The sequence below is a fragment of the Gemmata sp. SH-PL17 genome (assembly GCF_001610855.1).
Taxonomy (GTDB): Bacteria; Planctomycetota; Planctomycetia; order Gemmatales; family Gemmataceae; genus Gemmata; species Gemmata massiliana.
In genome coordinates this window covers 1,413,865-1,439,672 of the sequence record NZ_CP011271.1, presented here as the reverse complement: position 1 = coordinate 1,439,672, position 25,808 = coordinate 1,413,865, and the positions used below count along the sequence as shown (strand labels likewise).

Annotated in this window: 21 protein-coding genes and 1 tRNA gene; 5 read left to right on the top strand and 17 right to left on the bottom strand. The window is 63.8% G+C overall.

What is annotated here, in order from left to right; all coding sequences use genetic code 11:
• Nucleotides 1-47: 47 nt before the first annotated feature.
• Entirely contained in the window at nucleotides 48-713 is a 666-nt protein-coding gene (locus VT84_RS05910) for a MarC family protein (protein ID WP_052560726.1), read from the bottom strand.
• A 237-nt stretch (nucleotides 714-950) separates the two neighbouring features.
• Here VT84_RS05910 and VT84_RS05905 point away from each other — a divergent pair, with 237 nt between their 5' ends.
• On the top strand, nucleotides 951-1,862 hold the full coding sequence (locus tag VT84_RS05905; RefSeq protein WP_082838842.1) for a DUF1559 domain-containing protein: 912 nt from the start codon (nucleotides 951-953) through the stop codon (nucleotides 1,860-1,862).
• A gap of 36 nt (nucleotides 1,863-1,898) precedes the next feature.
• Here the strand turns inward: VT84_RS05905 and VT84_RS05900 are convergent, their stop codons facing one another.
• The 10 genes from VT84_RS05900 to VT84_RS05855 all read right to left on the bottom strand — a co-directional run bounded on the left by VT84_RS05900 (nucleotide 1,899) and on the right by VT84_RS05855 (nucleotide 14,879).
• A complete protein-coding gene (locus VT84_RS05900; RefSeq protein WP_204249718.1) occupies nucleotides 1,899-3,458 on the bottom strand; it encodes a hypothetical protein in 1,560 nt (519 codons plus the stop codon).
• A gap of 73 nt (nucleotides 3,459-3,531) precedes the next feature.
• The gene (locus VT84_RS05895; protein ID WP_082838841.1) at nucleotides 3,532-4,614 is read right to left on the bottom strand and encodes a Gfo/Idh/MocA family protein; all 1,083 of its coding nucleotides are present in this window, start codon (nucleotides 4,612-4,614) and stop codon (nucleotides 3,532-3,534) included.
• A gap of 295 nt (nucleotides 4,615-4,909) precedes the next feature.
• Complete coding sequence (locus VT84_RS05890) at nucleotides 4,910-5,899, bottom strand: aldo/keto reductase (protein WP_082838840.1); 990 nt, start codon at nucleotides 5,897-5,899, stop codon at nucleotides 4,910-4,912.
• 133 nt (nucleotides 5,900-6,032) lie between these two features.
• Nucleotides 6,033-6,881: a dienelactone hydrolase family protein gene (locus tag VT84_RS05885; protein WP_082838839.1), complete on the bottom strand. Its 849-nt coding sequence runs from the start codon at nucleotides 6,879-6,881 to the stop codon at nucleotides 6,033-6,035.
• A 340-nt stretch (nucleotides 6,882-7,221) separates the two neighbouring features.
• A complete protein-coding gene (locus VT84_RS05880) occupies nucleotides 7,222-8,208 on the bottom strand; it encodes a DNA topoisomerase IB (protein WP_239465706.1) in 987 nt (328 codons plus the stop codon).
• Between the two features lie 146 nt (nucleotides 8,209-8,354).
• On the bottom strand, nucleotides 8,355-8,813 hold the full coding sequence (locus tag VT84_RS05875) for a SecDF P1 head subdomain-containing protein (RefSeq protein ID WP_082838837.1): 459 nt from the start codon (nucleotides 8,811-8,813) through the stop codon (nucleotides 8,355-8,357).
• Between the two features lie 97 nt (nucleotides 8,814-8,910).
• Nucleotides 8,911-10,698 carry a glycerophosphodiester phosphodiesterase family protein gene (locus VT84_RS39950; RefSeq protein WP_082838836.1) on the bottom strand — a complete coding sequence of 596 codons (1,788 nt, stop codon included), beginning with the start codon at nucleotides 10,696-10,698 and terminating at the stop codon, nucleotides 8,911-8,913.
• Between the two features lie 366 nt (nucleotides 10,699-11,064).
• Nucleotides 11,065-11,430, bottom strand: a complete 366-nt coding sequence (locus VT84_RS05865; RefSeq protein WP_052560718.1) for a TIGR03066 family protein — start codon at nucleotides 11,428-11,430, stop codon at nucleotides 11,065-11,067.
• A 173-nt stretch (nucleotides 11,431-11,603) separates the two neighbouring features.
• Nucleotides 11,604-13,613: a methyl-accepting chemotaxis protein gene (locus tag VT84_RS05860; protein WP_082838835.1), complete on the bottom strand. Its 2,010-nt coding sequence runs from the start codon at nucleotides 13,611-13,613 to the stop codon at nucleotides 11,604-11,606.
• A gap of 720 nt (nucleotides 13,614-14,333) precedes the next feature.
• The gene (locus VT84_RS05855; RefSeq protein ID WP_082838834.1) at nucleotides 14,334-14,879 is read right to left on the bottom strand and encodes a hypothetical protein; all 546 of its coding nucleotides are present in this window, start codon (nucleotides 14,877-14,879) and stop codon (nucleotides 14,334-14,336) included.
• Between the two features lie 519 nt (nucleotides 14,880-15,398).
• Here VT84_RS05855 and VT84_RS05850 point away from each other — a divergent pair.
• Nucleotides 15,399-15,860, top strand: a complete 462-nt coding sequence (locus tag VT84_RS05850; protein WP_082838833.1) for an NUDIX domain-containing protein — start codon at nucleotides 15,399-15,401, stop codon at nucleotides 15,858-15,860.
• On the opposite strand, the gene VT84_RS05845 is transcribed toward VT84_RS05850, so the two are convergent.
• On the bottom strand, nucleotides 15,857-16,501 hold the full coding sequence (locus tag VT84_RS05845) for an isochorismatase family protein (RefSeq protein WP_239465704.1): 645 nt from the start codon (nucleotides 16,499-16,501) through the stop codon (nucleotides 15,857-15,859). The genes VT84_RS05850 and VT84_RS05845 overlap by 4 nt on opposite strands.
• Nucleotides 16,498-17,865 carry an ARPP-1 family domain-containing protein gene (locus VT84_RS05840; protein WP_082838831.1) on the bottom strand — a complete coding sequence of 456 codons (1,368 nt, stop codon included), beginning with the start codon at nucleotides 17,863-17,865 and terminating at the stop codon, nucleotides 16,498-16,500. The genes VT84_RS05845 and VT84_RS05840 overlap by 4 nt, the downstream gene beginning before the upstream one ends.
• A gap of 243 nt (nucleotides 17,866-18,108) precedes the next feature.
• Here VT84_RS05840 and VT84_RS05835 point away from each other — a divergent pair, with 243 nt between their 5' ends.
• Together VT84_RS05835 and VT84_RS05830 are read left to right on the top strand one after the other, a co-directional pair.
• Nucleotides 18,109-18,792 (top strand): hypothetical protein, encoded by a 684-nt coding sequence (locus tag VT84_RS05835; protein WP_082838830.1) that lies wholly within the window; start codon nucleotides 18,109-18,111, stop codon nucleotides 18,790-18,792.
• Between the two features lie 135 nt (nucleotides 18,793-18,927).
• Nucleotides 18,928-19,473, top strand: coding sequence for a GNAT family N-acetyltransferase (locus tag VT84_RS05830; RefSeq protein WP_052560711.1), 546 nt, complete (start codon nucleotides 18,928-18,930; stop codon nucleotides 19,471-19,473).
• A gap of 366 nt (nucleotides 19,474-19,839) precedes the next feature.
• Here VT84_RS05830 and tnpC read toward each other — a convergent pair whose 3' ends face one another.
• From tnpC to VT84_RS05805, 4 genes are all read right to left on the bottom strand, one after another.
• A complete protein-coding gene (gene tnpC, locus VT84_RS05825) occupies nucleotides 19,840-21,360 on the bottom strand; it encodes an IS66 family transposase (protein WP_162271604.1) in 1,521 nt (506 codons plus the stop codon).
• Between the two features lie 47 nt (nucleotides 21,361-21,407).
• Nucleotides 21,408-21,767: an IS66 family insertion sequence element accessory protein TnpB gene (gene tnpB, locus VT84_RS05820; RefSeq protein ID WP_082838828.1), complete on the bottom strand. Its 360-nt coding sequence runs from the start codon at nucleotides 21,765-21,767 to the stop codon at nucleotides 21,408-21,410.
• On the bottom strand, nucleotides 21,761-22,189 hold the full coding sequence (gene tnpA / locus VT84_RS05815; protein WP_082838827.1) for an IS66 family insertion sequence element accessory protein TnpA: 429 nt from the start codon (nucleotides 22,187-22,189) through the stop codon (nucleotides 21,761-21,763). Before tnpA ends, tnpB begins: the two co-directional genes overlap by 7 nt.
• 887 nt (nucleotides 22,190-23,076) lie before the next feature.
• Nucleotides 23,077-23,658: a Uma2 family endonuclease gene (locus VT84_RS05805; RefSeq protein ID WP_052560709.1), complete on the bottom strand. Its 582-nt coding sequence runs from the start codon at nucleotides 23,656-23,658 to the stop codon at nucleotides 23,077-23,079.
• Nucleotides 23,659-25,447: 1,789 nt separating this feature from the next.
• Between VT84_RS05805 and VT84_RS05800 the strand changes: the two genes are divergently transcribed.
• Nucleotides 25,448-25,518 (top strand) — tRNA-Cys (locus VT84_RS05800).
• The last annotated feature ends 290 nt before the right edge of the window (nucleotides 25,519-25,808 follow it).

Below are 25,808 nucleotides of genomic sequence, written 5' to 3'. Positions count from 1 at the left end.
TTATCCGGAAATTTCCTCCCGTAACGCGGATTCTCTCGTCGCGGGCGTCACTTCGCGTTGAGGGCCGCGATCAGTTCCGAGAGCCCCAGCCAGAAGATCTGCACGCCGATGCAAAACAGGATGAACGCGAACAGGCGCATCGCGACCTGGGAGCCAACGGCCCCGAGCAGGCGTTCCACGTTGGCGGCGAACCGCACGCACAGGTAAATGCTGACGCAGAGGATCAGCAGTGCGGTGCCCACCGCGGAGGCGTGAGCGAGCGTCGGGCCTTCGCGCGGGAACCCCGTCGCCAGCGCGATCGCGACCGCGATGGACCCGGGACCGACCGTGATGGGCAGAGTCAGCGGGTAGAACGCCTGCACGCGGAGCGCCTCGCGGTCCGAGCCTTCCACTTGGGGCGGCTCGTGCCCCTTCTTGTCGTCGTGGGGCGAGTGCAGGAGCTTCCACCCGGCACTGCCGATCACGATCCCGCCCGCGATCCGGAGCACGGGAATCGAGATGCCGAAGAAGGCCAGCACGTAAGCGCCGATCGAGAGCGAGGCCAGCAGGATGACGAAGCTGTTGAGCGCCACCCGCCGGGCCAACTCCGCGCGCTGGGCTGACGTTCCGCCCGGGACCAGACTCAGGATGATGAACCCGGCGCCCGGTGGGTTGATGATGGGGAACAGCCCCGCGACGAGTAGCAGAACGGTGGACGTGAAGTCATGCAACACGGATCGGTTGTCCTTTCGTGCCGGAACGCGGTACCGTCTTCGTAGAAGAACACCGCGTCTCGCGCGACGGTACCGTCCGAATGCGTCTCGGTGATGTACCTCGTGATCGCGGTCCCGTCCATCGATTCCCCGCTAGTTGCTCCTTGCGTGTCGAGTGCCTCAGCGTCCAACGCTTGTGCCTTGGAGTTGGCGCCACCGCGAGGTACAAGGGAGTGGTCGCCCGAAGCGAGATCGACCATGTCCCGCTCATCCCCCGCCGCTCAGCGCTCCCGGCCCGCATGCGGCTTCACACTGATCGAATTGCTGGTAGTAATCGCGATCATCGCGGTCCTCATCGGATTGCTCCTGCCCGCGGTCCAAAAAGTCCGCGAAGCCGCGGCCCGAATGAAGTGTGCCAACAACCTCAAGCAAATCGGGCTGGCCCTCCACGGCTACGAGGGCGCGCACGGTCAGTTCCCGCCCGGGTACCGCGACCCGCGCCCGGACACGCAACCGGGACCGGGCTGGGGTTGGCCCGTGTTCCTCCTACCGTTCCTGGAGCAGTCGGCACTGCACGACCAGATCGATCCCGAGCACACCGTCTTCGGTGCCGGGTCGAACCTCACTGCGCCCACCCCGCAGACGCTCACCGCACTCGCGGTCTTCCGCTGCCCGGCCGATCCGGGTTCTCCGGCCAACGCCAACTACGACGGCCACGCCACGGCCAGTTACCGAGGGATCGGGTGGGGCCGTCCTCAAACTGCACCCGGGCCGAAGGGACTCATGATTACGAACATCAACAACCCGAACGGGGTTCTGTACCGGAACAGCCGGACCCGGATCGCGGATGTAGCCGACGGGCTGTCGGGCACTCTGTTCGTCGCCGAGGTGTGCCTGGATCAAAGCCGGGACAAGTGGGGCGGGATCTGGGCCGGTGCGAACCGAAAGGACCAGGACGGGTTGTGGATCAGTGGGTGCTACTGGGCAATCGATGAGGGACCGTTGCGGCTCAACGGCCCGGACAAGTGGGGGTTCTGTAGCCCACATTCGGGCGGGGTCGAGGTGCTCTTGGGCGACGGCTCGGCCCGGCTGATCCGGGATGCCGTCGATCCCCGAGTTCCCGCTGATATGGCCAGCCGTGCTGGTGGTGAAGTGGCGATCGGAGAATGAGCATGGCCCGTCCACAGCACGCGGTTCGTGCGGACGTCACAGTTTCTTCAGAAGGGCCGCGACCTTCTCGTAAAAGATCTGCTCCCACTCGGGAGCGAGCCGGCAATCGCTGTCTTCCTGGGCACCACCGCGGTTCCGGAGCTGCTGGGCCGTGGGGGTGTAGTAGATGTACCCGTTCGTGTACCCGGCCACGAACGTCGATTTGTGCGGCGAAGTCTTCTTCACGTTCAGCCCAATCTCGACAGTTAGCTCGCCGGGGAACGTCACGAGTACGAAGTCGCCGATACGCAGACCCGCGAGTTCGGCTTCGAGCGGCCTGCGCCCGGCCGCCAAGTTCGCAGCCTGGTGCTTCTGAAGGAGCGCGAGGTTGGCTTGCACGCGCGTGATCTGCTCCATCGTTTCGATATTGCTGAGGTACGCACGCAGGTTCTTCCGGTTCGCGTCATCGAGCTTGAGCAGATCGGAGCGCCCCTGGGCCTGCTCGGTGAGGTAGAGGTGCGACGAGTACGACGGGAACTCTTTCGACAGGTTGTACTTCCCCGCCAATTCAAGGAACGTCTTGAAGTTCAGGCTCGTCCCCTGGAGCGACTTCACGAGGCGCGATTGTTCCGCAATCAGAGCCTCGATCCGCTCGGCGTGATCCGCGCGTGGGAGTCCGATCGTCTCGTTGAACACTTTTAAAGGTGCACCCGCGCTGCACTTGATCTTCCGAACCGCTTGAAGCGTACTGAGGCCGAGCATGTTGCCCAACGGCTCGGCGTGGCGCGGATTGTGTACGTCCTTGTACCGCACGGGGTTAATGTCCCCGCCGCACCCCTGGACGAACAGCGCAACCGCCCCGGCACTCAGATTGTCCTCGATCACCTTCGACGCGAACCCGGCAATGTCTGCGGTGTTCCCGTCGCCCAGCACGCCCATAATCGGGTGGCACGCGAAGGTGTACACCACCGCGAGCGTCTGTCCGTCTTTCTTGTCTAAACGCAAGACGCCGATTTGCGGATCGATGGGGCCGACGCCCGCGACTTCCTCATCGGGGGGAAGTGCATAGGCGTGGCGAACGTCGACCTCGCGGCCGTTCTTCAGTTTGAGGCGGCGGTTCTCGGAGACGCGGGACTCGTGCCCGACTCCGACACCGGCGCTCACCGGCACCATGTTCTCAGTCGCGGCTTTCACGGCCTCGAACGTTTTCTCGGCGACATCAGCGCACACGATGCCGTGGCAGTGGCTCGCGTTGATCGTAACGTTTTCGGGCGCAATCTTCAGTTCTTTCTGGGCCCGCCCGCGCACTTTGCCGAGGTAGTCGTTGCCGATGTGACCGATCTCGCCGATGGCGACGGCATCGACCGCGATGAGTACCGCGGTCGTCGCACCGTTCTTGAGAACCAGCGCTTTCACGAACAACGGATCGTTGAGCGGGAGGACGGTCTTGTTGGTGATCTCGACTTTTGCGACCCCGGCCAGAAGTTCTCCGGGTTGGGCCGGTTCCGGTCGCGCGGAAGGGGATGTATTGGGGGCCGGAGCGTTCGCCAGCGGCTTCAGTTCCCCGCACCCGAGCAAACCGAGAGCGCAGCCCAGGAGCAGAACCGGACGCACCATAACCGCCCCCATAATTGATAGCCCCACGTGAGTCGATGTGATCGACGCCCGATCCGAGCTTCTGTTCGTTAGTTTAATCCTTCAGCGGAAATTCGCTCGCACGCAAGATCGTTTCTTGAACGATCAAATCGTGCTCGGGAGAGAAATCGGCTCCCTTCTCGCCACGAATGATGCGAGCCATATCTGCGGCGTCGCCGACGTACCGCGTGTATTTCGGGAACGTGATGTCCTGCGTGCCCTTCTTGTACTCTCCGCGGGCCTTCGAGAGCGAAACGCGCGCGGCCGGGTTATCGAGCGGTTGAATGTGGAACGTGCCCTCGGTCCCGCACACCACGAGGTGCCGCCGGTCCCCGCCCTCGATCTCGATCGCACTCGATTTCACGCTCGCGGTCGCACGCGGGTAGCTCAGTACCGCGAGCGTGTTGTCCAGGAACATGTCGTCGAGCGCCGAAGAGTGGAGCGGGAATGCCGTGACGCCCTTCGGCTTCCCCAACACACCGATCACCAGATCGAGAACGTGGCACCCCAACTCGAACATGATCCCGCCGCGGTACTCGGCCAGCCGCTTCCGCTCCGGCGCCGCGACCACCTTACTCATCACGGTGTGAACCTCGAACACCTCACCGAGCCACCCCTTCTTGAGGAACTCGCGGAGCAGCACCACGGCCGGGTTGTAGCGGTACATGTAGCCCATTTGCACCAGCAGTTTCTTTTTCTCCGCCGCGGCGAGAATGCGCCGAAATTGCGGAAGCGATTCACCAGCGGGCTTGTCGATGTGGACGTGCAGCCCGGCGGACACACATGCCTCGGCGTTGTCGAGGAGGTCGCGCACGCGGGTCTCCACGAGTACAGCCTGAAGCCCCGGGGTCGCGAGGAGTTGCTCGCGCGTGAGCCACTTGACGTCGCGATACGTCGGCGAGTTCTCGGCCTGTTTGCGGAGTTCCGTATCCGGTTCGACGACGCCAACCACCTCGTAATCGGGCGAGGCCCGGTACACGGATAGTTTGCTGGCGTGCGCGTGCCCCACGCCGATCTGTCCGATCTTGATCCGCGGCGCGGCGGGCTTCGGATCGCCCGCGCGCGAATACGCCGATTCACCGAGAGTGATAGCGGCACCGAACTGTGCGAGCGCGTGGCGGCGCGTGGGTGTTGGCATGGACGTCTCACGTTACGCGGCACAGCGGGCGGGCCAGAAGCCCCTCACACAGCGCTTCGCGGGCAACAGGTGAACAAATTGTGGCGGGCTTGGTGGAAGGCCGATGCCGCCGTATTCGACCCGATTTGCGAGGCGAGTGCAACCGTTTACTCAGCACACAGCAGAGGTGAGCAACCTCACTCGAATTTGAGGTAACCCGAGTGGGGCTGAAAGCAACGCGGCGTTAGATGTGCCTGTTTGGTCGAGGATAAGAGCGCGCTACTATCCCATCTGACGGAATCATCAGCCGGGTCGATTACTTGTCGACCGACTTCATCATCGCTTCCGTGTACCGCTCGCCAACAATATCGCTCCTGGGCACCGCGGCTTCGATTTCCGCCACGTCAGCCGGCGTGAGCTTGATCTCCGCGGCCGCCGCGTTCTCTTCCAGGTACTTCCGCCGCTTCGTACCGGGGATCGGGACCACGTCCTCTCCCTTTGCCAGCACCCACGCCAGAGCGAGCTGACCGGCCGTCGCGCCCTTCTTGTCGGCAATGGCCCTCAGCCGGTCCACGAGCACGAGGTTCTTGTCGAACGCCCCGTCCGCGAATCGCGGGTACACGGTGGCACGCGAGTCGGTGCTGGCCAGTTCCTCGCGCTTGATGGTACCGGTGAAGAACCCGCGCCCGAGCGGGCTAAACGGTACGAACCCGATCCCGAGTTCCCGGAGCGTTGGCAGGATTTCCGCTTCGACGTCGCGGGTCCACAGCGAATACTCGGACTGCAGCGCGGTGATCGGGTGGACCTTGTGCGCCCGGCGGATCGTCCGCGGGGACGCCTCGGACAGTCCGAGATACCGGACCTTCCCGGCCTTTACTAATTCGGCCATTGCCCCGACCGTGTCCTCAATGGGCGTGTTCGGGTCCACCCGGTGCTGGTAGTACAGGTCGATGTGGTCCACGCCCAGGCGCTTGAGAGACGCATCGCAGGCTTGCCGAACGTATTCCGGCTTCCCGTTAATGCTCCACGACTTCGGGTTATCCCTCGCGCGAACGTTGGCGAACTTGGTGGCAAGGAACACTTCGTTTCGACGAGACCTGATGGCCTTCCCGACCAGTTCCTCGTTGTCACCGAACCCGTAGGTGTCGGCCGTGTCGAGGAACGTGACGCCGAGGTCGAGCGCCCGCAGGAGGGTAGCAACGGATTCGATGTCGTCCCGCTGGCCGTAGAACTCGCTCATCCCCATGCAGCCGAGCCCCATACGGGAAACGACCGCGCCCTGTGACCCGAGCTTGACCTTGTTCATGGGTGCGTCCTGGTGACGTGGGGGTGACACCAGGAGTATCCCCGTTGACGAGCGGTTCTTACAGGCAGTTGTGGCCGTGCAATCGATCAAACCGCCCGGGGACCAATTCCTCTCGGGGCGGCTTGATCGCACATCACGCTACGCCGTTCTTCTTGAACCACGCCTGCAGACGCTTCCACCCGTCCTCGGCCGGCTCCTTCCGGTAGCTCGGGCGGTAGTCGGCGTAGAATGCGTGCGGGGCTTCCGGGTAGAGGACGATCTCGCTCGGCTTGTCCGCCTTCTTCAGCGCCTCCCGCATCGCCTCGACGTCCTTGACCGGGATGCCCGTGTCCTTCTCCCCGTACAGCCCGAGCACCGGGGCCTTGAGGTCGCCCGCCAGGTCGATCGGGTACTTCGGCTGTAGTTCGGTCGACTTTCCGGCCCCGGACAAGCGCCCGTACCACGCGACCCCGGCCTTGAGATCCTTGTTGTGGGCCGCGTACAGCCACGTGATCCGCCCGCCCCAACAGAACCCGGTGATGCCCAGCTTCGCCGTGTCCCCGTTACCCGTCTTCTTGGCCCACGCGACCGCCGCGTCCAGGTCACTCATCACCTGACTATCCGGAACCTTCGAGACCACCTTGCTGAAGATCTCCTGAATGTCCGTGAGCTTCGACACATCGCCTTGGCGCGCGTACAGTTCGGGGGCGATGGCCAGGTACCCGAGTTTGGCGAGTCGGCGGCACACGTCCTTGATGTGCTCGTGAACCCCGAAGATCTCCTGCACCACCAGCACGACCGGGAACGGCCCGCCCTTCTCCGGCGCGGCCCGGTACGCCGGGATGTCGCCGTCCTTGACCGGGATCTTCACTTCCCCGGCGGTGAGCCCCTTGGTGTCAGTAGCGATCGTGTCGGCGGCAACAGGTTGAGTCGAAAGGGCGAACCCGGCGGCGAGTGTCGTCATCGCGAACTCGCGGCGGCTGATCGGCAATTCATCGCGCATAATGCAGCTCCTCGGCTGGCGGGGCGAGAAAGAAATTCTCTACGAACGAGTGCCGGAGGCAAGTGAAACCTGTGAGTACGGGTTCCGACCTTACCAATCACTAATACACGCGCGATCGCGTCATCTTTTACTTTGCGACCCGCCCCGTTGGAAACGGCTTGAAAACGCCGGGAACCGAACAAAATCCCATCAGGACGCGGGCGCGCTGTGTTTGCGACAGCGATCGGGTGGGCCGATTGGGAAGCATCTCCCAAACTCGGTTGAACGAGGTGCTGCCCGTGGTGGTGTGCGGAGCGCGCGATAGTTACCCAGCCGCGTCGACGTGTACGGATTGAGGCATTTACCCACCAAGGAGCCGGAGCACCCGCGTTTCGTCGGCCGAAAGGTGCCCGCGGGCACGTGTTGAGGGGAAACCGCTCTCGGTGAACTCTTCCAATACCCGCGGGTGAACGTAACTCTTGCGGCACACCGCGGGCGTGTTCCCCAACTCGCGCGCCACCTCGCGCACCACGCTGCACACCGCGCGTTCGGCCTCGGTCTTCGTTTCGGGTTTCGACAGCGCGGCCAACTTCGTCGCGGCCTTTACCGTACCGGCCCAGGTGCGAAAATCTTTGGCGGTAAACTCCGCGCCCGCGGCCCGGCGGATGTACGCATTCACGTCCGCCGAACCGATGGGCCGGGAATCGGAGCCGATGCGGTACTGGAACAGATCCTGACCGGGCAGGTCGCGGCACTGCCGAACCAGGCGCGCGAGTCTCGCGTCAGAAACGATGCGATCGTGCCGGACGCCACTCTTCCCGCGAAACCGGATTCGTACCGCACCGCGAGTAAACGTGACATGGCGGTCGAGCAGCGTACTGAGGCCGAACGATTGGTTCGCCCGCACGTACTCGGCGTTTCCGACGCGCAGGTGCGTTCGGTCGAGCAGCTTCACCACCACCGCGAGCACCTTGTCGCGCGAGAGCCCGCGGCGCCGGAGGTCGCACTCGACGCGCGTGCGGATGCGCGACAGCGCGCGCCCGAACGCGAGCAGGCGTGCGTACTTCGTCCTGTCCCGCTTCGCACGGAACGCCGGATGGTACCGATACTGTTTGCGCCCGCGGGCGTCGAACCCGATCGCCTGGAGGTGCCCGTTCGCGTCCGGGCAGATGAGCACGTTCGCCCACGCGGGCGGGATCGCAAGTGCCCTAATGCGTGCGAGTGTGACGACACACCGCACCACCAAACCGTCCGCATCGCGGTACCGGAACCCGCGCCCCGCGCGCTCGCGCTTGAGAGCCGGCTTGGTGTCGCACCAGAGGTGCAAGCGGGCTTTGGTGGGAAACACAAAGGACGGGCTCGTACTCTTCTTTCGCGCCGGTGTGCGGGTCGTGGTACCAGACATCTCGGATTACCCTCCGAGACGCACAACTGCAACGCGCGTGCCGGTTCATGCACCTGTCCACGTCGGGCACGAACGACCGATCGTGGCAACTACGAGGCGGTGAGTCCCTTCACGATCTTCTCCGCCTCGTCCTTGGTGAACTGACCGGAGATTTGTGCCTTGTCCGTGAGGGGCGCACGCAGAACGGGCGCGCACACCACTTTCCCGTCAATCACCACGGCGACCGGCTTCCCTTTGTGCTCGCCCGAGAGGGTTGCGATTTTCTTCGCGCCGTCCTTGGTGAATGTGACCTCAATCAGCACCTTCTTGTTGTCGTCCTCGAACACGCGGGCCGAGGCGATGTCCTTGTTGGTCGCGTCGGCCTCTTTGTGCAGATAGACCTTGGTCCGCGTGCCCTCCACTTTGGCCTCGACCAGCCCCTCCGCGTTCTTCGTCTCGGCGCGCCGGAACTCGACCTTCACTTTCTCGTCGGCCCGATCCGCGAGGACCGGAGCCCCGAACCCGAAAGATGACACCGCGAGCACGCTCGCCTGCAACAGCGCGATCATCACTCGTCCCCCACCGTGTGCGGGTCGTCCGCGTTCCCCGTGAACCCGGACTACTCGCAACAGACGACGGACGAACCGTTCCTCGCCGTGTGCCGCGTTATTCTTCGACGCGGTACGCGAGCGCGTGCGGCGCGCCGTTCTTGAGTGCGGTGAGCGCCCAGTCCTCGTTCGCGTGCATGAGGCAATCGAGGATCGCCCGCCCGCGGACCTCCTGGAGCCGGTGCCGGAACAGCTCCAGTGCCGTTTCCGTTTTGGGACTGACCGCGAGGAGCGCTCTTCCCGCCTCCTCGAATTGCGCCGGTCCCAGTTCCCGTACTTCGGCGTCGGTGAGCGCGAGGTAATCGCGACATAGCTTCTCGGTCGCGGCGCCGGGGCACTTTGCCAGTGCGGGAAACACAACCATTTTCACGCGGAAGTCGGTCCACGCCCGCGGGTTCTTCCAGCGCGGGTCAATTACCGGCTCAAGTGCCGGGTCGTCGCGCCAAAGAACGAACCGCGCCAGATCGACCGCGTTCGGCGCGCGAAGCAGGATGAGCGTGCGGAGCGACATGGCCCCGTCGAAGCCGTGAAACATCCAGTCCGGGTGTAGGCTCCGCTTGCGAACTCGCTCTTCGAGAACAGAGAGGGCCTCCTTCGATGACGCACCAACCGCGAGTAACCCTTCCGCTGCCCGAGCACGAGCGCGGATGTGTGCGCCGGAGATCATGCGACCCGCGAACGTTTCCGCCGGGGTGTTCCAGTCATCGGCCGCCCGGAGAGCGGCGAGTAGATCGCCTTCGGCCGGTGATTTCGAGTCTGTGCGCGGTTCAGTCTTGCGTGGCGCCACTGGCTCCTTTGAGAGTTTGCCGAGCTTACGACCGAGTGCGACTGCGACGCCACGCGGGTCGTCTACGATCACGTGATCTCCGGGTTTCTTCAGTACAGCCCCGATCGCGTCCGGTAACACTTCCCCGCGATCAAGGTAGAGCCCCGCCTTGTACCGTTGCGATTTGAATCGCGGGTCTTTGAGGATCACCCCGCCGGTGTCGCTGTTCGCGAACGCGACGTGGTCCCACATATCCATCTTCGTGAGCAGTTCGGCGATCGCGGTATCGAGCCCGGTGCGTTTGATATCGAGGTGCATCAGTCCCGCGTGGGTGCGGTGCAACGCGAACACTTCCGCGAGCGTGGGGATGCGGCACTGCGCACCGAATTTCCCCGGGGCGCGGAAGCGGAACCGCTGGAGTTCGGCCCAGGTGTAATCGCTCACGTCGCCGTAGGCTTCGAGGTGCCGGTCGAGCATGTCGTCGTGGAAGACGACGAGCACTCCGTCGCTCGTCATCCGAATATCGATCTCGCTGCCGTCGCCGCCGAGTTCAAAGGTGGCGCGGAACGCTTCGAGCGTGTTCTCCATCGCGTGCTCGGACGCCCCGCGGTGGCAGATGATCCCCGGCCCTTTCCGGCGCTCCCCGACGCGCTCGTGCCGCTTCCGGGCCGCGTCTGCCGACTCCACGGGAATTGGGACTTCGGCACGAAGGGAGTCACACAGCAGGAACGAACACAGCAGACAAACCGCGATCCGGGAGAGGGAACGGTTCATTGGTGTACCTTCGAGTGGGCGCCACGCGCGGTTCCGGCGCTGCGCCTGTTTCGCGATGAGTGCGTCTTTCGCCGTGCGGGTCAGCTTCTTGATCGCGAGTTCCCGGTGGGGCGCGTCGCCGTGCGTTTTCACCGTTGTGCGGTACGCCACCGCGACCGGCAGGCGCGCCCGCGTGTATTTGGACGCGGTCCCCGCATTGTGTTGACCGAGCCGGCGCGCCAAATCGGTGGTAATGCCGGTGTACAGCGTACCGTCCGCGCACCGCAGGATGTAGACCACCCAGCGCGGTTTCTTCGCTTGCGGCACGCTTGGCTCCGTGGGAACGGTGATTGCGAACGCTCTCGGTAGGAGTGTATCTTCGGCTCGCCCTCGCAGTCGTCTTAAAGCGTTTGCGGCGAGAGCCTTATGCGTCGCGCTCGGAATTTACGAACCCGGCGGGGCGAAGCCGTTTTGACCGGTCCCGTTCGCGGGCGGGCCGCGCTCACGCGACGCAAAGCCGGACGCAGGCGAGCAATCCGCCCTGGGTGGTGAGTTCGCCGACAGTGAAGAATTCGAGATGAAGGCGGGCCTTACTGTGGTAAACGGTAACAGCGCGTCGTCCAATGACGGACGCGCGCTCAACGATCCGCGATCCGCAGGCTTGCGCCCGGCGGCACCGGGCTCACGTGCCCCCTACTCTTCGACGCGCTCGTAGGTGTCCTTGTGCCCCTTCGAGTCTTTGGTGACCAACTCGTCGTCGTCCAGTTCCACGACGGTGAGCGTCTCCTTGTGTTCCTTGTCACCGCCCACCATCGTCATCACCAGTTTGTCCCCGGTCAGTTTGTAGGTGCCCTTGATTTGGACCTCCTTCTCGCCCTTCCCCGTGACGGTGACGGTCAACTTGCCGTCCTTGGCGAAGTCGATCACGACCTTGGCTCCCAGCTCCTTGTTTTCCGTAGACCACTTACCGACCAGCTTCTTGGAGTCAATCTTGTCGTCAGCGGACAAGCCGCCACACGTCACCAGCGCCACCACGACACTGCTCAACACGGCTCGCATGCGTTGCTCCCGTTTGTGCTCACGAACTGGTCAACTTGAGTCTCACTTGAGAGACCTTGGCACGCGATCGAGCGAACTGCAAGTGGATGCACATTAAAAGCTTATCGTGAGCGCAGTGGAGAACGGCCGCGCCCGACGGGCGGCGCATCGCACTCGGCCCCGTGGCCCGAAAATCAGAATTCGGCGAACCCGTTGTGACCGCCCGAACCGACCCGGTCCAGTTCGCGTGGGCGCCCGCTCTTCTGTGCCCGGGCCAACGCGGAGCGGGGTTTGGTGCGCGCCACTTTCTGGGCGGAACCCCCGCTCTCACTGAGTGTGAACCGGGCGACGAGGTCGCGGAGTTGGGCCGCCTGGTCCGTGAGGGTTTGGGCCGTCGCGGACATTTCTTCGGTCTGCGAAGCGTTGCGCTGGGTCACGGAGTCCATTTGCGAGACGGCCTTGTTGACCTGCTCGATGCCCACCGACTGCTCCTTACCCGCGGCCGCGATCTCGGTGATGATGTCCGTCACGCGCTTCACACTGGTCACGATCTCGCCGAGGGTCGAGCCGGATTGGTTCACCAGTTCGGTGCCCGCGTCCACCTTCTTCACCGAGTCCTCGATCAGTGACTTAATTTCCTTCGCGGACGTGGCCGAACGTTGAGCCAGGTTGCGAACTTCTGAGGCGACAACCGCGAACCCGCGTCCCTGTTCCCCGGCTCGAGCCGCTTCGACGGCGGCGTTGAGCGCGAGCAAGTTGGTCTGGAACGCGATCTCATCGATCGTCGTGATGATGTCCGCGATCTTCCTCGACGACTGATTGATCGCGCTCATCGCCTCGACCGCGTTACCCACCACCTGGCCCCCGCGCTCCGCGGTGTCCTTCGAGTTGCTCGCGAGCTGGCGGGCTTGCTGGGCGCTGTCGGAGTTCTGGCGCACGGTGGCGGTGATCTCTTCGAGGGTGCTCGCGGTTTCTTCGAGGCTCGAGGCCTGCTCCTGTGCGCCGGTGGAGATCTCTTCGCTGACCGCGGACAGTTGACTCGAGGCGTCGGCGAGTTGCTCGGACACCTCGCGCACGCCCTCCAGCGCCGTCCGGACCGACACGATCGCCTTGTTCAGCGAACCGGCCATCTGCCCGACCGAGTCGGTGCCCAGATCGGGCACGCTCTGGGTGAAGTCGCCCGCGGCCAGCGCGTTGACCGTGGCCACCACGGTGTTCATCTTCTGCTGCAACTCGATGGCCTGGACCCGCTCGTGCTCGGCCTGGGCACGGGTGGCCGCGGCCTCGCGCTCGGTGCGCTCGCGCTTTTCGGTGGCCTCGCGCTCGGCGCGCTGGCGGTCCTTCTCGACTTGCTGGCGCTCGGCTTCTTTGGCGGCCACCAGTGCGGTGATTGCCGCGTTCAGTGCGACGGCCATACGACCGACCTCGTCTTGCGAGTCCGCGTCGGCGCGCTTGGTGAGATCGCCCTTCGCCACACCTTCAAGGACCACGACGGTGCGCCCGAGGGGACCGGTGATCGATCGCGCGATCGTCACCCCGACGAGCATACTCAGGACCACCGTCGCCCCGGTCCCGCCCGCGAGGGTCATCTGGGCCGCGGCCGCGGCCGCGTTCCCGTCCTCGTTGACGTCCTTCGCCACGGCCGTAACGGTCTTGATGAGCTCCTCGAGCGCGGCCGTAACCGCGTCGAACTTCCCCCCGGCCGCGGCCAGAGCTTGGGCGGTCTTCTGTTTCCACTCGTCCCGCTCGCCGGGGGCGGTTGCGCCCAGGTGCGCCCGCAGCGCGTGGGCCGTTACACCGGCGGCCGCGATGTACTCTTTCACGGCGGTGCGGACCGTGTCCAGATCCTTGCGCTCGTCGCGCCCGCTCCGGGACACGCGCATTGACGTCCCCGCGTAGGTATCTAAGTTCGCCGTAATTTGATCACGAATGTCTTTCTGATCGCTGAAAATCCGGTCGATGGTCTGGAGGTCTTTCGCGTTCGCCGCGGCAACCATATTGTTCCGGTACCGGGCCAGGTGGATCGAGGTTTTGGCCAGGTCGGTCCCCGCGGTCGTGTAGTCCTCGTACAGAACCCGCATCCCCTCCCGTGAGCCGGACAGCCCGCGGTATCCGAGTACCCCGCACACCGCGGCGATGGCGCAAACCAGTGCGTACCCCAACAGCATCTTGGTCGTCACGGTCCGATTACGAAACCAGTTCATGAGGCACACGAGCTGAGAGGGCCGCGCGGCCGCGACGGGTACGAAATAACTCCACCGGCCCCGTCGGGTCGGTCGAGGCGCCGGCTCGGCGCTGCCGATGAACCGGTTAACGGGTGAGAGTGAAACGGGGCGCCCCGTGAGAGGAGGGCGAGAACCTCCGCGGCCCCACGTTACGCACGTCGGGCGGGCGCGCGGTCACGATCCGCGGCGCCCGGCCCGTCGTGAAACGCTAGTGCGCGTTCCAGGCGATCGATCCATTGAAGGGCAATTCAAATACAATCAATAGACAAAATAGCCCGCCGCGCGACGTCTAATCACGTTCGCCCCGGAACCGTGATACGTGGGACGCCACGCAATTGAGATTGGGGAACTAAAATCACGTTCGGCGAAACCGGCACCGACCAACGCGGAGTACCCCGTCGCAGGGGCGCTTAATGTGCGAAAGCGGGAGTGCCACCCGCGAGAGGCTCTTCCTGTTCGTCACTCGGGGCTCGGGTGAGTTGGTTGCGAGGGGCAAACGCAAGAAGCATTTTTGACAGAATTAACCGGATCAGGACCAAATGCAACATTGCCTTTGGAATCCTGTCGATCCTGTTAATCCTGTCAAAAATGCTTCTGTATTGGAGGCTATCACTGCACTCATGAGCTCGACCGGTCCACGTTCGCACGAGGCGGCCCTGCGCCGTGACCCACACAGAGGTTGCACCGATCGCTCGTCATTTACACCAGCTCGCCCCGCTCGCTCTTCTGCGCGCCCGCAACGCGAGCCGGGCGCAGTCGCGGTTCACATCCAACTGGGAGGGTGCTGTCGTAGAGCACACTGCCCGGCAGGTTGTGGTACACGCGCTCGTGTAGCCCGCCCACCACTTCGCGCAAGCGCTCCGGTGTGAACGCCGATTCCGGCGAATCGAGCGGCTTCACGAACAACTGGAGCGGCACCGGCGGGACGTCATCGTCTTCTTCGTCCGCCGCGAAGTTCGGCGAGAGGAAGTCCACGCCGTCCACCCACAACCCGCCCACGCGGTCGAACAGGCGCGTGCGGGCCGTCCAGTTCTCCCAGTCGGCCGCGGGCGCGAGCGGGTCCGGCCGGTGGCTCTCCCAGATCACGAACGGGAGCGGTTCGCCCAACTCCCCCGCGTCCACGCGGAGCACTTTGAAGAACTGCTCGTACAGGCGCCCCCCCGACGCCCATGCGCCGCGCCCAGTCCGCGACGCCGACGTAACACAGGTACCCGCCGTACCCCGGAAGCAGCGCGCCGTACACATACCCAGCCAGCGCGTCCGGGTCGTCTTGTCGGCCCTCGGGGGCCGCAAGGAGAAGGTGCCGGCTCCAGCCGCTCGGCCGCGGCTTACTCTTGGTGCGGTCCTGAACCGACTGCTCGATCCACATCCACGGAATCCGTTCGTCCGCCGCCAGCGTCTGTTCATAAAGTTGCGACGCCGCTTTGGTCATCGGGTCGGTCGCATCGAACGCTTCCCACACGACGACCTTCTGCGCCGGCGTCTTCACCGGCGCGGATTGCTGTAACTGCACAAATCACCTCTCCTTACGCTTATCCGCGGGCCGAACGAGGTTCGGGGCGAGCCAGATGGTGCGCCTGTGTCGCGGTTCACTTGGGGTTTGGCTCATAATCTTGCGTGCTTCCGAATTTCCCCCAGGAAGCACAGCCAATTGTACCAGGGGGCTCAAATTTCGCGCTGTTGGCAGGGGGCGGGAGAACGGCTAAGTTACTCAAGGTGGTGCGCGAATGTCGGCGCAACATCATGGCCGGGAGGGAGCTTGAAATGTCCACGAGCAGCGGTCAGAAGCACACTTACGAATACCCCCGACCGGCCTTGACTGTGGACGTGGCCATTGTGACCCGCGAGGCCCGACCGCGCGTCCTTTTGATCCAGCGCAAAAAAGACCCGTTCGCCGGAAGTTGGGCATTCCCAGGAGGTTTCGTCGACGAGAACGAGCGACTCGGGGACGCCGCTCGGCGCGAATTGGCGGAAGAGACGGGAATCACGATCGCTGATTTGGAACAACTGTACACAGCCGGCGATCCGGGACGCGATCCCCGGGGGTGGACGGTAAGTGTGGTGTATCTGGCGCAAGTCGACCCAGACGCATTGAAACCCGTCGCGGCCGACGACGCGAGCGCGGTGGGCTTGTTCCCGCTCGACGCCCCCCCCCAACTCGCGTTCGACCACGCCGTGCTGCTTGGTCGCGTGCGGGCACGGCTCGCCGACCGGAAGCCGGATTAGTTCCCACTCATCGCGCGCATGACATCCGCGACCGTGCAGTATCGGATGCCGAGCGCCAAGCCTTCTTCTTTGGCCTTCGACTGGAACAACCCCGCCGCAGGCACGTCGATGCCGGCGCTAGCGTCCTCCACGAGCCACACATCGAAACCCGCGCGCCGAAGGTCGCGTGCGGCGAAGAAGCAGCAGATGTTCGTCGCGATCCCACACACGACAACCGCTTTGATGCCGGACGCAGACAGGAACGCGCCCAACCCGGGGTGCTGCGCGGTGACCGCGTAGGCTTCAAAGTCGCGGTCGTAGCCCTTGCGCCAGATCGCGCTGAAGCGGTCCGTGTGCAGGCCGGGAAGGAACTCCGCGCCGGGCGTGTTCATGACGCAGTGTGGCGGGTAGATGTTGTCCGCTTGGCCGAGAAACGAGCGGTGGTCGGGCGGGTGCCAGTCCTGGGTCGCGTCGACGCGGGCGAACGGCAGTGCGAGCAGCGCGTTCACGTGCGGCACGATCGCGGAGCCACCGGGAACCGGCAGTTCCGCCGGGCAAAGATCGGTAAACCCCTGCTGCGCGTCCACGACGAGCAGCGCGGTTGTGGCGGGTGTGAGCATGTTAGGCAGTGTAGTTCCGCCCCGCGCGCCGGTCTCGCTCACTTCTTGATGTAGCTCCGGTGGATGACCGCGTTCTGGCGTGCGGGGTCGCGCGACTCGACCATCAGCGTCGACCGGTTCTCCGCGCGACTGCTACTCAACCGGTTCCCGTCGGCATTGAGAGGAGGTGCGGGCTGCAAGTTCGGTCGGTTCGTTTGTACCCTCCCCGAAGCGCGCTCGTTATCTGCGCCCCGGGGTTGCGCTGCACCGTCTGAATTCGGTTGGGCCGCAGAATCGAAGATGAGCCCCGTCACGGGAAGACCGTCCGTTTGCAGCACCTGCCCCTCAGTCTGAACGACCGGCAGGCGCCCTTCTGTTTGAAATGCCTGGAATATGGGCGCTTGTTCAGAGTCGCTCCGACTTCGGATCTCGAAACCATTATAAAACACGTTCGACGTATACCCGTACCTAATCGATACCGGTGTGTGCACCCTCGAAGCGTTCTCGTTCACCGAACTGCGGATGCCCACCGGCTCCGATTCCCCACCGCGAGCCAGGAAGTGCTCGATTGCGCGAGCGGTCGGCGGTTGCGTGGTCGCTTGACCCGCGTGCTCCGCCACGGCCTCGACTGCGGCCGCGCTCAAGAGTTTCGGCCACGCTTTCCGGAACAGCGTGTTCGATCCGTACACCTCGGCCCCGGTAATCTGCCCGTTCACCACGAACACCACCCCCACGATGTCTCCGCGTGCGCTTCCAGCAGCCTTGAGAGCTACTTCGTACTCGGCGACCTTCGATTTCACCGCCGGAGCTTCGAGCGTGAGTTGGAAGCTGGAGGGCGATGCGTTTTCCGTCACGTTCGCGGCGACATTCGCGCGCAACTTGCTCTGATTCTCACTCACCGTTTGCCACACCGCGGACTGCTGGCCGCTCGCGTTCGCGTACTTCAACTCCTTCCCCGCGGCGAACGCATTCGATTTCTGAAACACTCTCGCGCTCTCCCCTCCGCGCCCCGTCCACCGCCCCTGTTCGACGCAGTGCGCCGGGAGCGGCACGTTCCCCGATCCCGGCGGAACGAGCATATCCACCGCGGCCACGCGGTCCTGCCGTCCGCCCTTCACGATGTCGCCGGACTGAATGAATAGTTCGTAATCGGGCGACCGGTTCTCCACCGCGAGCGTGTTCACGGTACCCGTTTCGTGAACGACCGCCAGTTCGCGTTCGAGCGCTTCTTGGAGCGTCAGCACTTTTGCACCAGAGACGGCATCGGGGCCGTACACGAAATACACGCAGAGGTTCCCGTAAGCGAGCGGCGCGGCCACCAGTTCGGAGTTGCCATCAATGGAGAGCGTTCGCGCGCCCCCACCGGAGTACCACGCGCCGACAAAGAACAGCCCCACCAGGCCCAGAGCGCGAAAGGACTTGCTCATGGAACACCACTTCCTGCGAGGTGCGAAAGACGCGCGGCCCGTTCCCGAAGCGCGGGCGAGCCGCACCATCGAGTGTACCCGATCTCAAAGTGCTAACGCGAGGGTGATGATTTGCGTTGGCCGTACTCTTGAGCGTTTTCGCGCCTGTTGCGCTTTTGTCCGGCGCGCGAGTCGCCTACAATCGGAGCAGATGGCACCAGCGGAACTCATGCCATTCCGACAGGTGGAGGAGGGTAAGGAACGATGACCTGGACCACTTGGAAACCGGCACTCGCGCTCGGTGCGGTGCTGGCAGCAACCGGCGCCGCCGGCGCCGACGACCGCGACACGCGCCAACTGGCCGGTTCGACCGGCACAACGATGACGCTCGGGGGTAAGGGTACCGCCCAGCAAGCCGCCACCGAAGACACCGAGCTGGCCCGCGGGTACCGGTACTACGGCGGGCACGGGTATCACGGGCACTACGGCTACCGTGGTGGCTACGGGTACTACGGCGGGTACGGTTATCGCGGAGGCTACGGCGGATATTACGGGGGCTACCGCGGTTACTACGGTGGGTACTATGGCGGGTACCGCCCGGCCTACTACTACACGCCGCGGGTGTATTACTCCAACTATTACTATCCGACGTATTACCCGACCTACTACGGCGGCGGTTTCTACATCGGCATCAGCGGCAACTCGAACGATGCCACGGCGATAAATCTTGGTGGGATCGGCTCCCGGCCCGTTTCTCAGCCCGTTCCCGCTCCTACCGCGGGCGACGGCACGTTCCCGTATGACGGCGGTCCCGCAAACCCGGTTCCGCTGCCGAAGGCGGACCCGCAAATGAACCCGCCGGCCAATCCGTCCGCGGACTTGCCGGTCTCCTTCAAGCCGAAGCCCGCGACTTCGCCCTACAAGTACAAAGCTTACGGCGAGAAGTAAGACGCTTGTCGAAGAGAAGCACCACGAACCCCGCGGCACGCAGTGTCGCGGGGTTCGGCATTTTGGGACGTGTGATACGATCAACCCAAATTGCGACGGCGAGAAGCCGAGACCGAACGCACGGAGCCGTGCCGTATGAACCTGACGATCCTTCAACCCACCACGCCCCAAGAATTACAGACAGTCCGCGTGCTGTTTCAGGAGTACGTCGACGCGCTGGGGATCGATCTCGGGTTTCAGAACTTTGCCGAGGAACTGGCCGGGCTCCCCGGCAAATACGCGCCGCCGACGGGCTGCATCCTGTTGGCCGAAGTCGACGGCCAGCCCGCAGGAGTCGTGGCCTTGAGGCCGTTGGAAGGCGATACGGGTGAGATGAAGCGGCTCTATGTCCGCTCGCCGTTCCGAAAGGAAGGAGTGGGCCGCGCGCTCGCGGAACGAATCATCCAAGAAGCCAAGCGACTCGGCCAGCGTCGCATCCGACTGGACACCATTGCCCCGATCATGGGCAAAGCTGTTGCCCTCTACAGAGCGCTCGGCTTCGAGGAGATACCGCCCTACTGCGACAATCCCGTTCCGGGCGCGGTGTTCATGGAACTGCGATTAGCGCCGGATTCTGGCGACCTGCCGAGCGGCCTTCAATCAGCGTCCTCTTCGTCAACCTCCTCGTACCAGTCCGAGTGATCGCAGTCGTCCGCGTGGTCACAGTCATCGCAACGGCCGCACTGCTTGCAGACGCTCTCGGCACGCTTACCGCACTCGTGGCATTCGGGACAGGAACAGCACTCGTCGCAGCAACCGCAATCGTCGCAAGTCGCTGCTTGCTCTCCGCAGCGATGGCACATTGCGTCCTCTTCGAGCATGGTTTACCCCAAATGCACATCCGGCGAACTACGAAGGGATGCCTGGGTAATTGCCAGTCACCGATACACCAGCCGCCTTGCGCCACTCTTCAAAGCACTTCAGTAAGCGCCCGGCGAAATGCAGTCTTGCCGGGTGGCGATGAATTTCGCACGCGAGAGCCTGGTCCGCAACGGAAGCCGACTTGAGCTATGACGTGCGCTGGGCCTGTGCCCAGGCATCGGGGAGCAGTTCCGCGATGCGATCCGATGGGTGTGACGGGTGCCGCGTGAGGACATCCGAGAGGTAGGACCACGGGTCAATCCCGTGGCGCTTGCAGGTCGTGGTGAACGAGGTCAGGATCGCGGCCGTCGTACCTCCGACATCACTTCCCCAGAACAGCCAATTTTTTCGCCCCACGGCGACACCGCGCAAGGCGCGCTCGGCCGCGTTGTTGTCGATCGCCAGGTCGCCGTCGGTGACGTACACGTTCAGCGCCGCCCACTGGTTCCGCGCGTACGTGATCGCCTGCCCCAGCGGGCTCTTCGGTAGCACTTCGGCGCGCGTCGCGTCGAGCCACGTTCCCAGCGCGTGTAAGACCGGTACGGATTCGCGCTGACGCCGTGACCATCGGTTGTCACGGTCGAGTTCCTGGGCCGAACGCTCGGTGTCGTACAGGCGCCGGATGAACGCCAGGGCTTCGAGTGACCGCCGTGTGTCGCTCTCCTGCGCCTCGACGAACTTGCGACGCGCGTGCGCCCAACACGCGACCTCGGTGGCGCCCGTGGCATAGAGCCCGTCGTACCCGCCGAATGCGTCGGCCTGAACGTACCCCTTGTACCCCTTCAAGAACGTCTGCGGCCCGTCGCGGCTGCGGCTGGGTGTCGCGTCGTACACGATGTACGGGTTGCGTGCGTCACCGACGTACACCCAGATCCGACCCGTGCGGGTGCGGTTCCGTGTCCGGTCCAGAACGGGCACCGGGGTGTCGTCGGTGTGGATCACCTTCGCGCGTCGCACCCGCGCACACATCACGTCGTAGATCGGCTGCAGGACCGCGGCGCAACCGGCCAGCCAGTCGCACATCGTCGAGCGCGCCAACTCCACGCCGTGCCGAGCCAGAATGCCTTCGAGCCGGTAGAGCGGGAGGTGGTCGGCGAACTTGGCGGTGATGATCTGGGCCAACAGGCCGGGGGCGGCGACCGATTTGGGCAGCGCCTCGCGTGGCATCGGGGTGGCGACCAGTTGCGCGTGACAGTTACGACAGGCGTACTTCGGCCGCACGTGCTCGACGACGAACAGACTTGCGGGCCGGTAGTCGAGTCGCTCGCTGATCTCTTCGCCGATGCGTACGCGCGAGCGACGGCAGCACGGGCAGAGCTTCTCGGCTTCGGCCACGTCGTGTTCGATGCGTCGTCGCGGCAAGTCGCGTGGCAGGCGTCGGCGCCCGTGGCTTCGCTTAGGGCGTGTGTCGCCGCTCCCGGTGCGTGGCTCGGGTACGGGCGTCAATGACAATGCGTTGTCACGGGTCGCGCTCGTGTCGAGTGAAGTCGTGTCCGGAACCTTCTCGGACTTCGGTCCGTAAAGTCGGCGCAGGAGTTGATCGAGCCGGATGCGAAGGGCCGCGCTCTCCTGGCGCTCGGCGGCCAGCGCGTCGAGCAACTCCCGCACCATCGCCTGGAGCGTGCGCGGGTCGTCGGGGAGCGGGTCGTCGGGCCGGGGAAGCGTCATACCCTTCCGACGAGCGAAAGGCCGAAGAGTTGCGAACGGGGAGGACATCAACGTGGCGTGGGCCGCTGGTAGCGCTTGCGCCGCTCGACGGAGTTGAGCTCGATCCCGCCGAGGATCAGTGCCAACTCGGTGGCCTTCACCTCGACCGCGGCACCATCGGTGTCCGCCGCCGGGAATTGGAACGTGCCTTCTTCGAGCCGCTTGGCCCAGACCGCTAGGCCGTCCTCGTCCCAGTAGAGGAGCTTGAGTCGATCCCCGCGCTTATTGCGAAAAACGAACAGATCGCCGGCGAGTGGGTCTTGCTTGAGGTGCTCGCGTACGACGGCCGAGAGCCCGTCGAAGCTCTTGCGCATGTCGGTCGGCGTGGCGCACACGAACACGCGCCCGGGCAGCGCGAGGCTCAGCACGGTTGGGCCTCCAGGGCGGCGACCACGGCACGCAGGTGGGTCGCGTCGTAGCCCGGTGGGACACGCAGGACGTGACCCGAGCGGAGCACCAGTTCGAGTGGGGTGTCGGGTACGACGCGCAGAGCCACGAAACGCGGCGTTGTCGTCGAGCTACGGCGCGGCGCGGGCGTTGTGGGTCGTGGCCTCGGGGCCGGCGCGAAACGGCGCCGGGATACGGCGGTGGGCTGGGGAGTTACAGCGGGCTTGGGGACGGGAGCACCGTCGCGAGCGGCGATCTCACGACGCCACGCGTAGAAGGACGGCTCGGAGAGTCGGTGCTTGCGGCAGAAGTCTCGGATGTTCAGACCGGACGAGGTCCAGGTCGTGAGCTTCGCACGCCAGAACTGTTCGAGCTTGGGGTCACGCAGGTGGGGTCGAGGCATGAGGAGCACTCCCGAGGAAATGCTCCATCGTACCTCACCACGCAAGACCTGGACTTCACCGGACGGTTACGCACTTCATGCAGATTGGCGTTGCAAGAAGGTTGGCGGTTTCGTTGGAAAGCTCGGAAAACCACGGATCATCCATGCTGGCTGGCGAGGCCGGAAGATGATGCTTCGCGATGCACCCGGAACACAGCAGGGAGGCCCAAGCTGGCTTACCATCCAGTGTACATTCATACCAAACCACGTCGAGCGAAGGCCCGCTGCCGGCGACGGCAATCACTATGTCCCGGCAGGCGAAAGCCCAGTAACCCTGTTCGCCGTGCCGTGGACATCTAATTGGCATTGGATCGTCATAACCGTGCCTAGTACAAACAAACAATAAACATTTAAAAACATCAAGAAATAATAAATTTAAATTCTATGTCACAAGAGTTCGCCACCCTGCCCTTTGTAGTCGTGTCGTTGCAGCTTCTTAACCTCTATTGACACGGACCGGGTTGCCGCTACTCTCGCGCCCAAACGAGGATAGCGAAATGATCTCCCGAAAAACCCGGGTGGGTTTCGCCACCCTCTTGCTGCTCACTGGTTTCGGGTGTACGTCCACAAAGGGGGAGGTTGCGGGCAGGCGCAGCTGGCTGGGCTATCTGCAATACGGCTCGGACAACACCCCAGAAGAGAAAGAGGCGAATAGGAAGTATCGGGAATTCTGGTTCGGGGAAGCGTCCGCACTCCCCGAATCGCAAGGGCTGGGGAATCCACCTGCTGAGTCGACAACCACATTACGCCGCTAACGACACACATCTGAACGTTTACGTCACTTGGAGTCGCCCAGAAACCCACACGGGCTCGGGTTCATCGCGGCGCAAAGCACGAAAACGGGCCAATCACGGAAGCAGTTCGCTCACCAGAATGGACGCCCCCGGCGCCGCAAGCGGCGACACGCGGTCGGTAGAAGCCAGAGTCTGGCGCGTGCGGTACGCGGTCGCGCCCAATCCGGCCGGAAGCGGTTGCGGGTCGCGGAAGACGAGCAACTGACTGTGTTCGACGTCCAACACCCAGTAGTCCGGAATCCCCGCTTCGGCGTAGAGTTCCGCCTTCTCCGTGGTATCGCGCGACAGCGTCGCGTCGGCCACTTCCACCACGAGCAGCGCGGTTGTCGGGTGGTCGGTGTAGTCCTCGAACCGGCCGGCCACGACCATCACGTCCGGTTGCGGGTCGCTCTCGGCCAGCGCGAGCGGCTGCTCGTTACGCGACACCCAAGCGGCCCCTGCGAACACTCGCTCCAGTGCCAGCGCCGTCTTCCGACAGCCGACCACGTGCGGCCAGTTGATCGGACTCATTTCGATGATCTCTCCGCGAATCCGCTCGACGCGCGTGTCGGCGAAGAACCCGAGTTCCCCGAGCCGGTAATACTGCTCGCGCGTGAAGCGGAACGGGCGCGGCGCGGCGGGCGGTTTGGCGGTCATGGCACGTCTCCTCCACACCCAAACTAACCTCATTCCGTCCCCGGAACCAGATCGGTGACCCAACGCCCCCGCGTCGTGTGCGCCGTGAATACAGTAATTTCAGGCTGCTACGAGGTAGGGACGCCCTTCGGGGCGATCCCGACAGTTGCTAACGGACGAGTACCCGAAGAAGGGAGCGATTTGTTCGGCTCGTCGGCCGCCGGTGTCGTCTGTGGTCTTTGGCCGCTCACCACCGGACTGAGCAGGGGCCAACCGATCATGGGTACCAGCAGTTTTCTCGCCTGCACCCCGGCGCATTCTTTCTCGGGGGCCTTCTCCCATGCCGGCCGCGTTCGCCTTCAAAACACTGCTCGTAGCAATGGGTCGACCGAAGCCGCCGAGCAACGATATTTGTGCACGGGCCGATCGCAATTACGGAATATGTGACACGAATATGCCTCCGACATCGATTGATTCCTCACCGCGATTAATCGCATTCAGTCCAAAGGGGATCAGCCGTGGCCCAATCAACTCTTCAACCCGACGCTAAACCGGTCACCTTCAGCAATGTTGGCGGGAACGCACCTCCCGTTCGTTTCGTGCTGCGGTGCGAATGGTGCCGCCGGATCTTCCCCCTCGCGTATGGTGAATTGGCTCGCTACATGCGCGAGGGCTGGCCGGACTGCTGCTTTCTCCCGATGGTGTGCTCCACCCCCAGTGACGCGGACACTGAGGGGTAACAGCCCACTACGGCCACCACGAAAATTTTCGTGCGGGAGAACAGCAAGCGCTTTTCCGCTCTCATACGATCGGACCAGAAACGGGTGGTCTTCTCCAAGAAAAAGTGGACACGAAATTAACGGCGCGTCGGTTCACACGTCCGTTCAATCTCGGCCGCCCCCCCCGGATGAGCGGTCGCGGTTGTGGAACGCTTCCAGGCACTCGAGGGTCAGTGGTCGCGGGTGGCGAACATCCGGGCCGATTCGCTCTCGCGCTTCATCCGCTGAAGAATAGCCCTACAAACGAACCGATCCGCTCACGCCGCACGCAGTTCCCGTCGGCACCCGCTGGTAATGGTCGCTGGCGCCCTAGGCCTGCCCGATCCGAAGCACCACCCGAATCGAAAGCCATTGAGATCGTAGCCCCCGCGTCACCTCCAGTGCGTCGACTACCGGACGCTCGCCCATCGACCACCTACGATCATCCGGTTGAAAGAGTTCTTGACGGCCGCCGGGTACAATTACCGCTCGCGCGTCGGGATGCAGGCGCCCGCACGCTCCGACTCGTTCGGACCCGTTGGCTCGAAGTCGCCGTTACCCAGGCCGTACTGGACACCATCTTGGGTATCGTGATCGTGTTCGCGGGTATCACCGGCCCTACTTCGTTCGCCGCAGCCCACGCAGAGCGGCGAACGAAGTAGCCGCGAGGTCTTCCAAACCGTTCCTTGCCGGCGCACACGGTTCAAGGGAACGGAGCGCCTGCAACGCGCTTGTACTCCTCCAGGGCCTCCCGACATCCGCCATCCGGCACGCGCTGCATTTTCCCGTTAACCCGCCGCCCCCGTTTGCCGAAGTAGTAAATGCAGCCCGGATCTTACTCCTGTCAAAACCCTCGCGGGGTGAGGTGTGAGAGGAAAATCGGGGTGCGGTTTCTTCGGTCGGTTGGGGACTTTTCGAGGAGAGCGTGAACCGGTAGAATCCTTTATGCGTCACTCAACACGTGGGTGCGAGTGGTGATTCCCACAACGGTTGCAAACCTCAGTAGGAATTCGACGCGAGGAACGCGAAAAGCCTTGAAATTGTTGGTTGATGGCCTCGTCGCCAAGTGGTAAGGCAACGGTTTGCAAAACCGTCATCCCCGGTTCAAATCCGGGCGAGGCCTCTAAGTCCCGAAAGCCCGTGAATCTCAGCGAACCCCCGGAATTTCCTGGGGTTCGTGTCATTTATGGGTATGCCCTTTTCGACGGCCACTTAGTGTCCAGGTGTTCCACAGAGTTCCCAGAAATCCCCACGGCGAGTGCACCCAAAAAACTGCAACCGTGGCGGGCATGGACTTGAACATAAGGCACAACCTGAAAATGATTTGCTCCAATTCGTCGTGGTTGAGAGCCCCACAAGGGGCTCGAAGTGGGTGTTGAACCGAATCCGGCTGACGGCTTTCGCGAGTTTGGC

What these genes read in the sequence shown, in the direction of transcription:
- VT84_RS05905 (WP_082838842.1), top strand. Translation starts at nt 951, where the DNA reads ATGTCCCGCTCATCCCCCGCCGCTCAGCGCTCCCGGCCCGCATGCGGC.
- VT84_RS05900 (WP_204249718.1), bottom strand. Translation starts at nt 3,458, where the DNA reads ATGGTGCGTCCGGTTCTGCTCCTGGGCTGCGCTCTCGGTTTGCTCGGG.
- VT84_RS05895 (WP_082838841.1), bottom strand. Translation starts at nt 4,614, where the DNA reads ATGCCAACACCCACGCGCCGCCACGCGCTCGCACAGTTCGGTGCCGCT.
- VT84_RS05890 (WP_082838840.1), bottom strand. Translation starts at nt 5,899, where the DNA reads ATGAACAAGGTCAAGCTCGGGTCACAGGGCGCGGTCGTTTCCCGTATG.
- VT84_RS05885 (WP_082838839.1), bottom strand. Translation starts at nt 6,881, where the DNA reads ATGCGCGATGAATTGCCGATCAGCCGCCGCGAGTTCGCGATGACGACA.
- VT84_RS05875 (WP_082838837.1), bottom strand. Translation starts at nt 8,813, where the DNA reads ATGATCGCGCTGTTGCAGGCGAGCGTGCTCGCGGTGTCATCTTTCGGG.
- VT84_RS05865 (WP_052560718.1), bottom strand. Translation starts at nt 11,430, where the DNA reads ATGCGAGCCGTGTTGAGCAGTGTCGTGGTGGCGCTGGTGACGTGTGGC.
- VT84_RS05860 (WP_082838835.1), bottom strand. Translation starts at nt 13,613, where the DNA reads ATGAACTGGTTTCGTAATCGGACCGTGACGACCAAGATGCTGTTGGGG.
- VT84_RS05855 (WP_082838834.1), bottom strand. Translation starts at nt 14,879, where the DNA reads ATGTGTACGGCGCGCTGCTTCCGGGGTACGGCGGGTACCTGTGTTACG.
- VT84_RS05850 (WP_082838833.1), top strand. Translation starts at nt 15,399, where the DNA reads ATGTCCACGAGCAGCGGTCAGAAGCACACTTACGAATACCCCCGACCG.
- VT84_RS05840 (WP_082838831.1), bottom strand. Translation starts at nt 17,865, where the DNA reads ATGAGCAAGTCCTTTCGCGCTCTGGGCCTGGTGGGGCTGTTCTTTGTC.
- VT84_RS05835 (WP_082838830.1), top strand. Translation starts at nt 18,109, where the DNA reads ATGACCTGGACCACTTGGAAACCGGCACTCGCGCTCGGTGCGGTGCTG.
- VT84_RS05830 (WP_052560711.1), top strand. Translation starts at nt 18,928, where the DNA reads ATGAACCTGACGATCCTTCAACCCACCACGCCCCAAGAATTACAGACA.
- tnpC (WP_162271604.1), bottom strand. Translation starts at nt 21,360, where the DNA reads ATGACGCTTCCCCGGCCCGACGACCCGCTCCCCGACGACCCGCGCACG.
- tnpA (WP_082838827.1), bottom strand. Translation starts at nt 22,189, where the DNA reads ATGCCTCGACCCCACCTGCGTGACCCCAAGCTCGAACAGTTCTGGCGT.
- VT84_RS05805 (WP_052560709.1), bottom strand. Translation starts at nt 23,658, where the DNA reads ATGACCGCCAAACCGCCCGCCGCGCCGCGCCCGTTCCGCTTCACGCGC.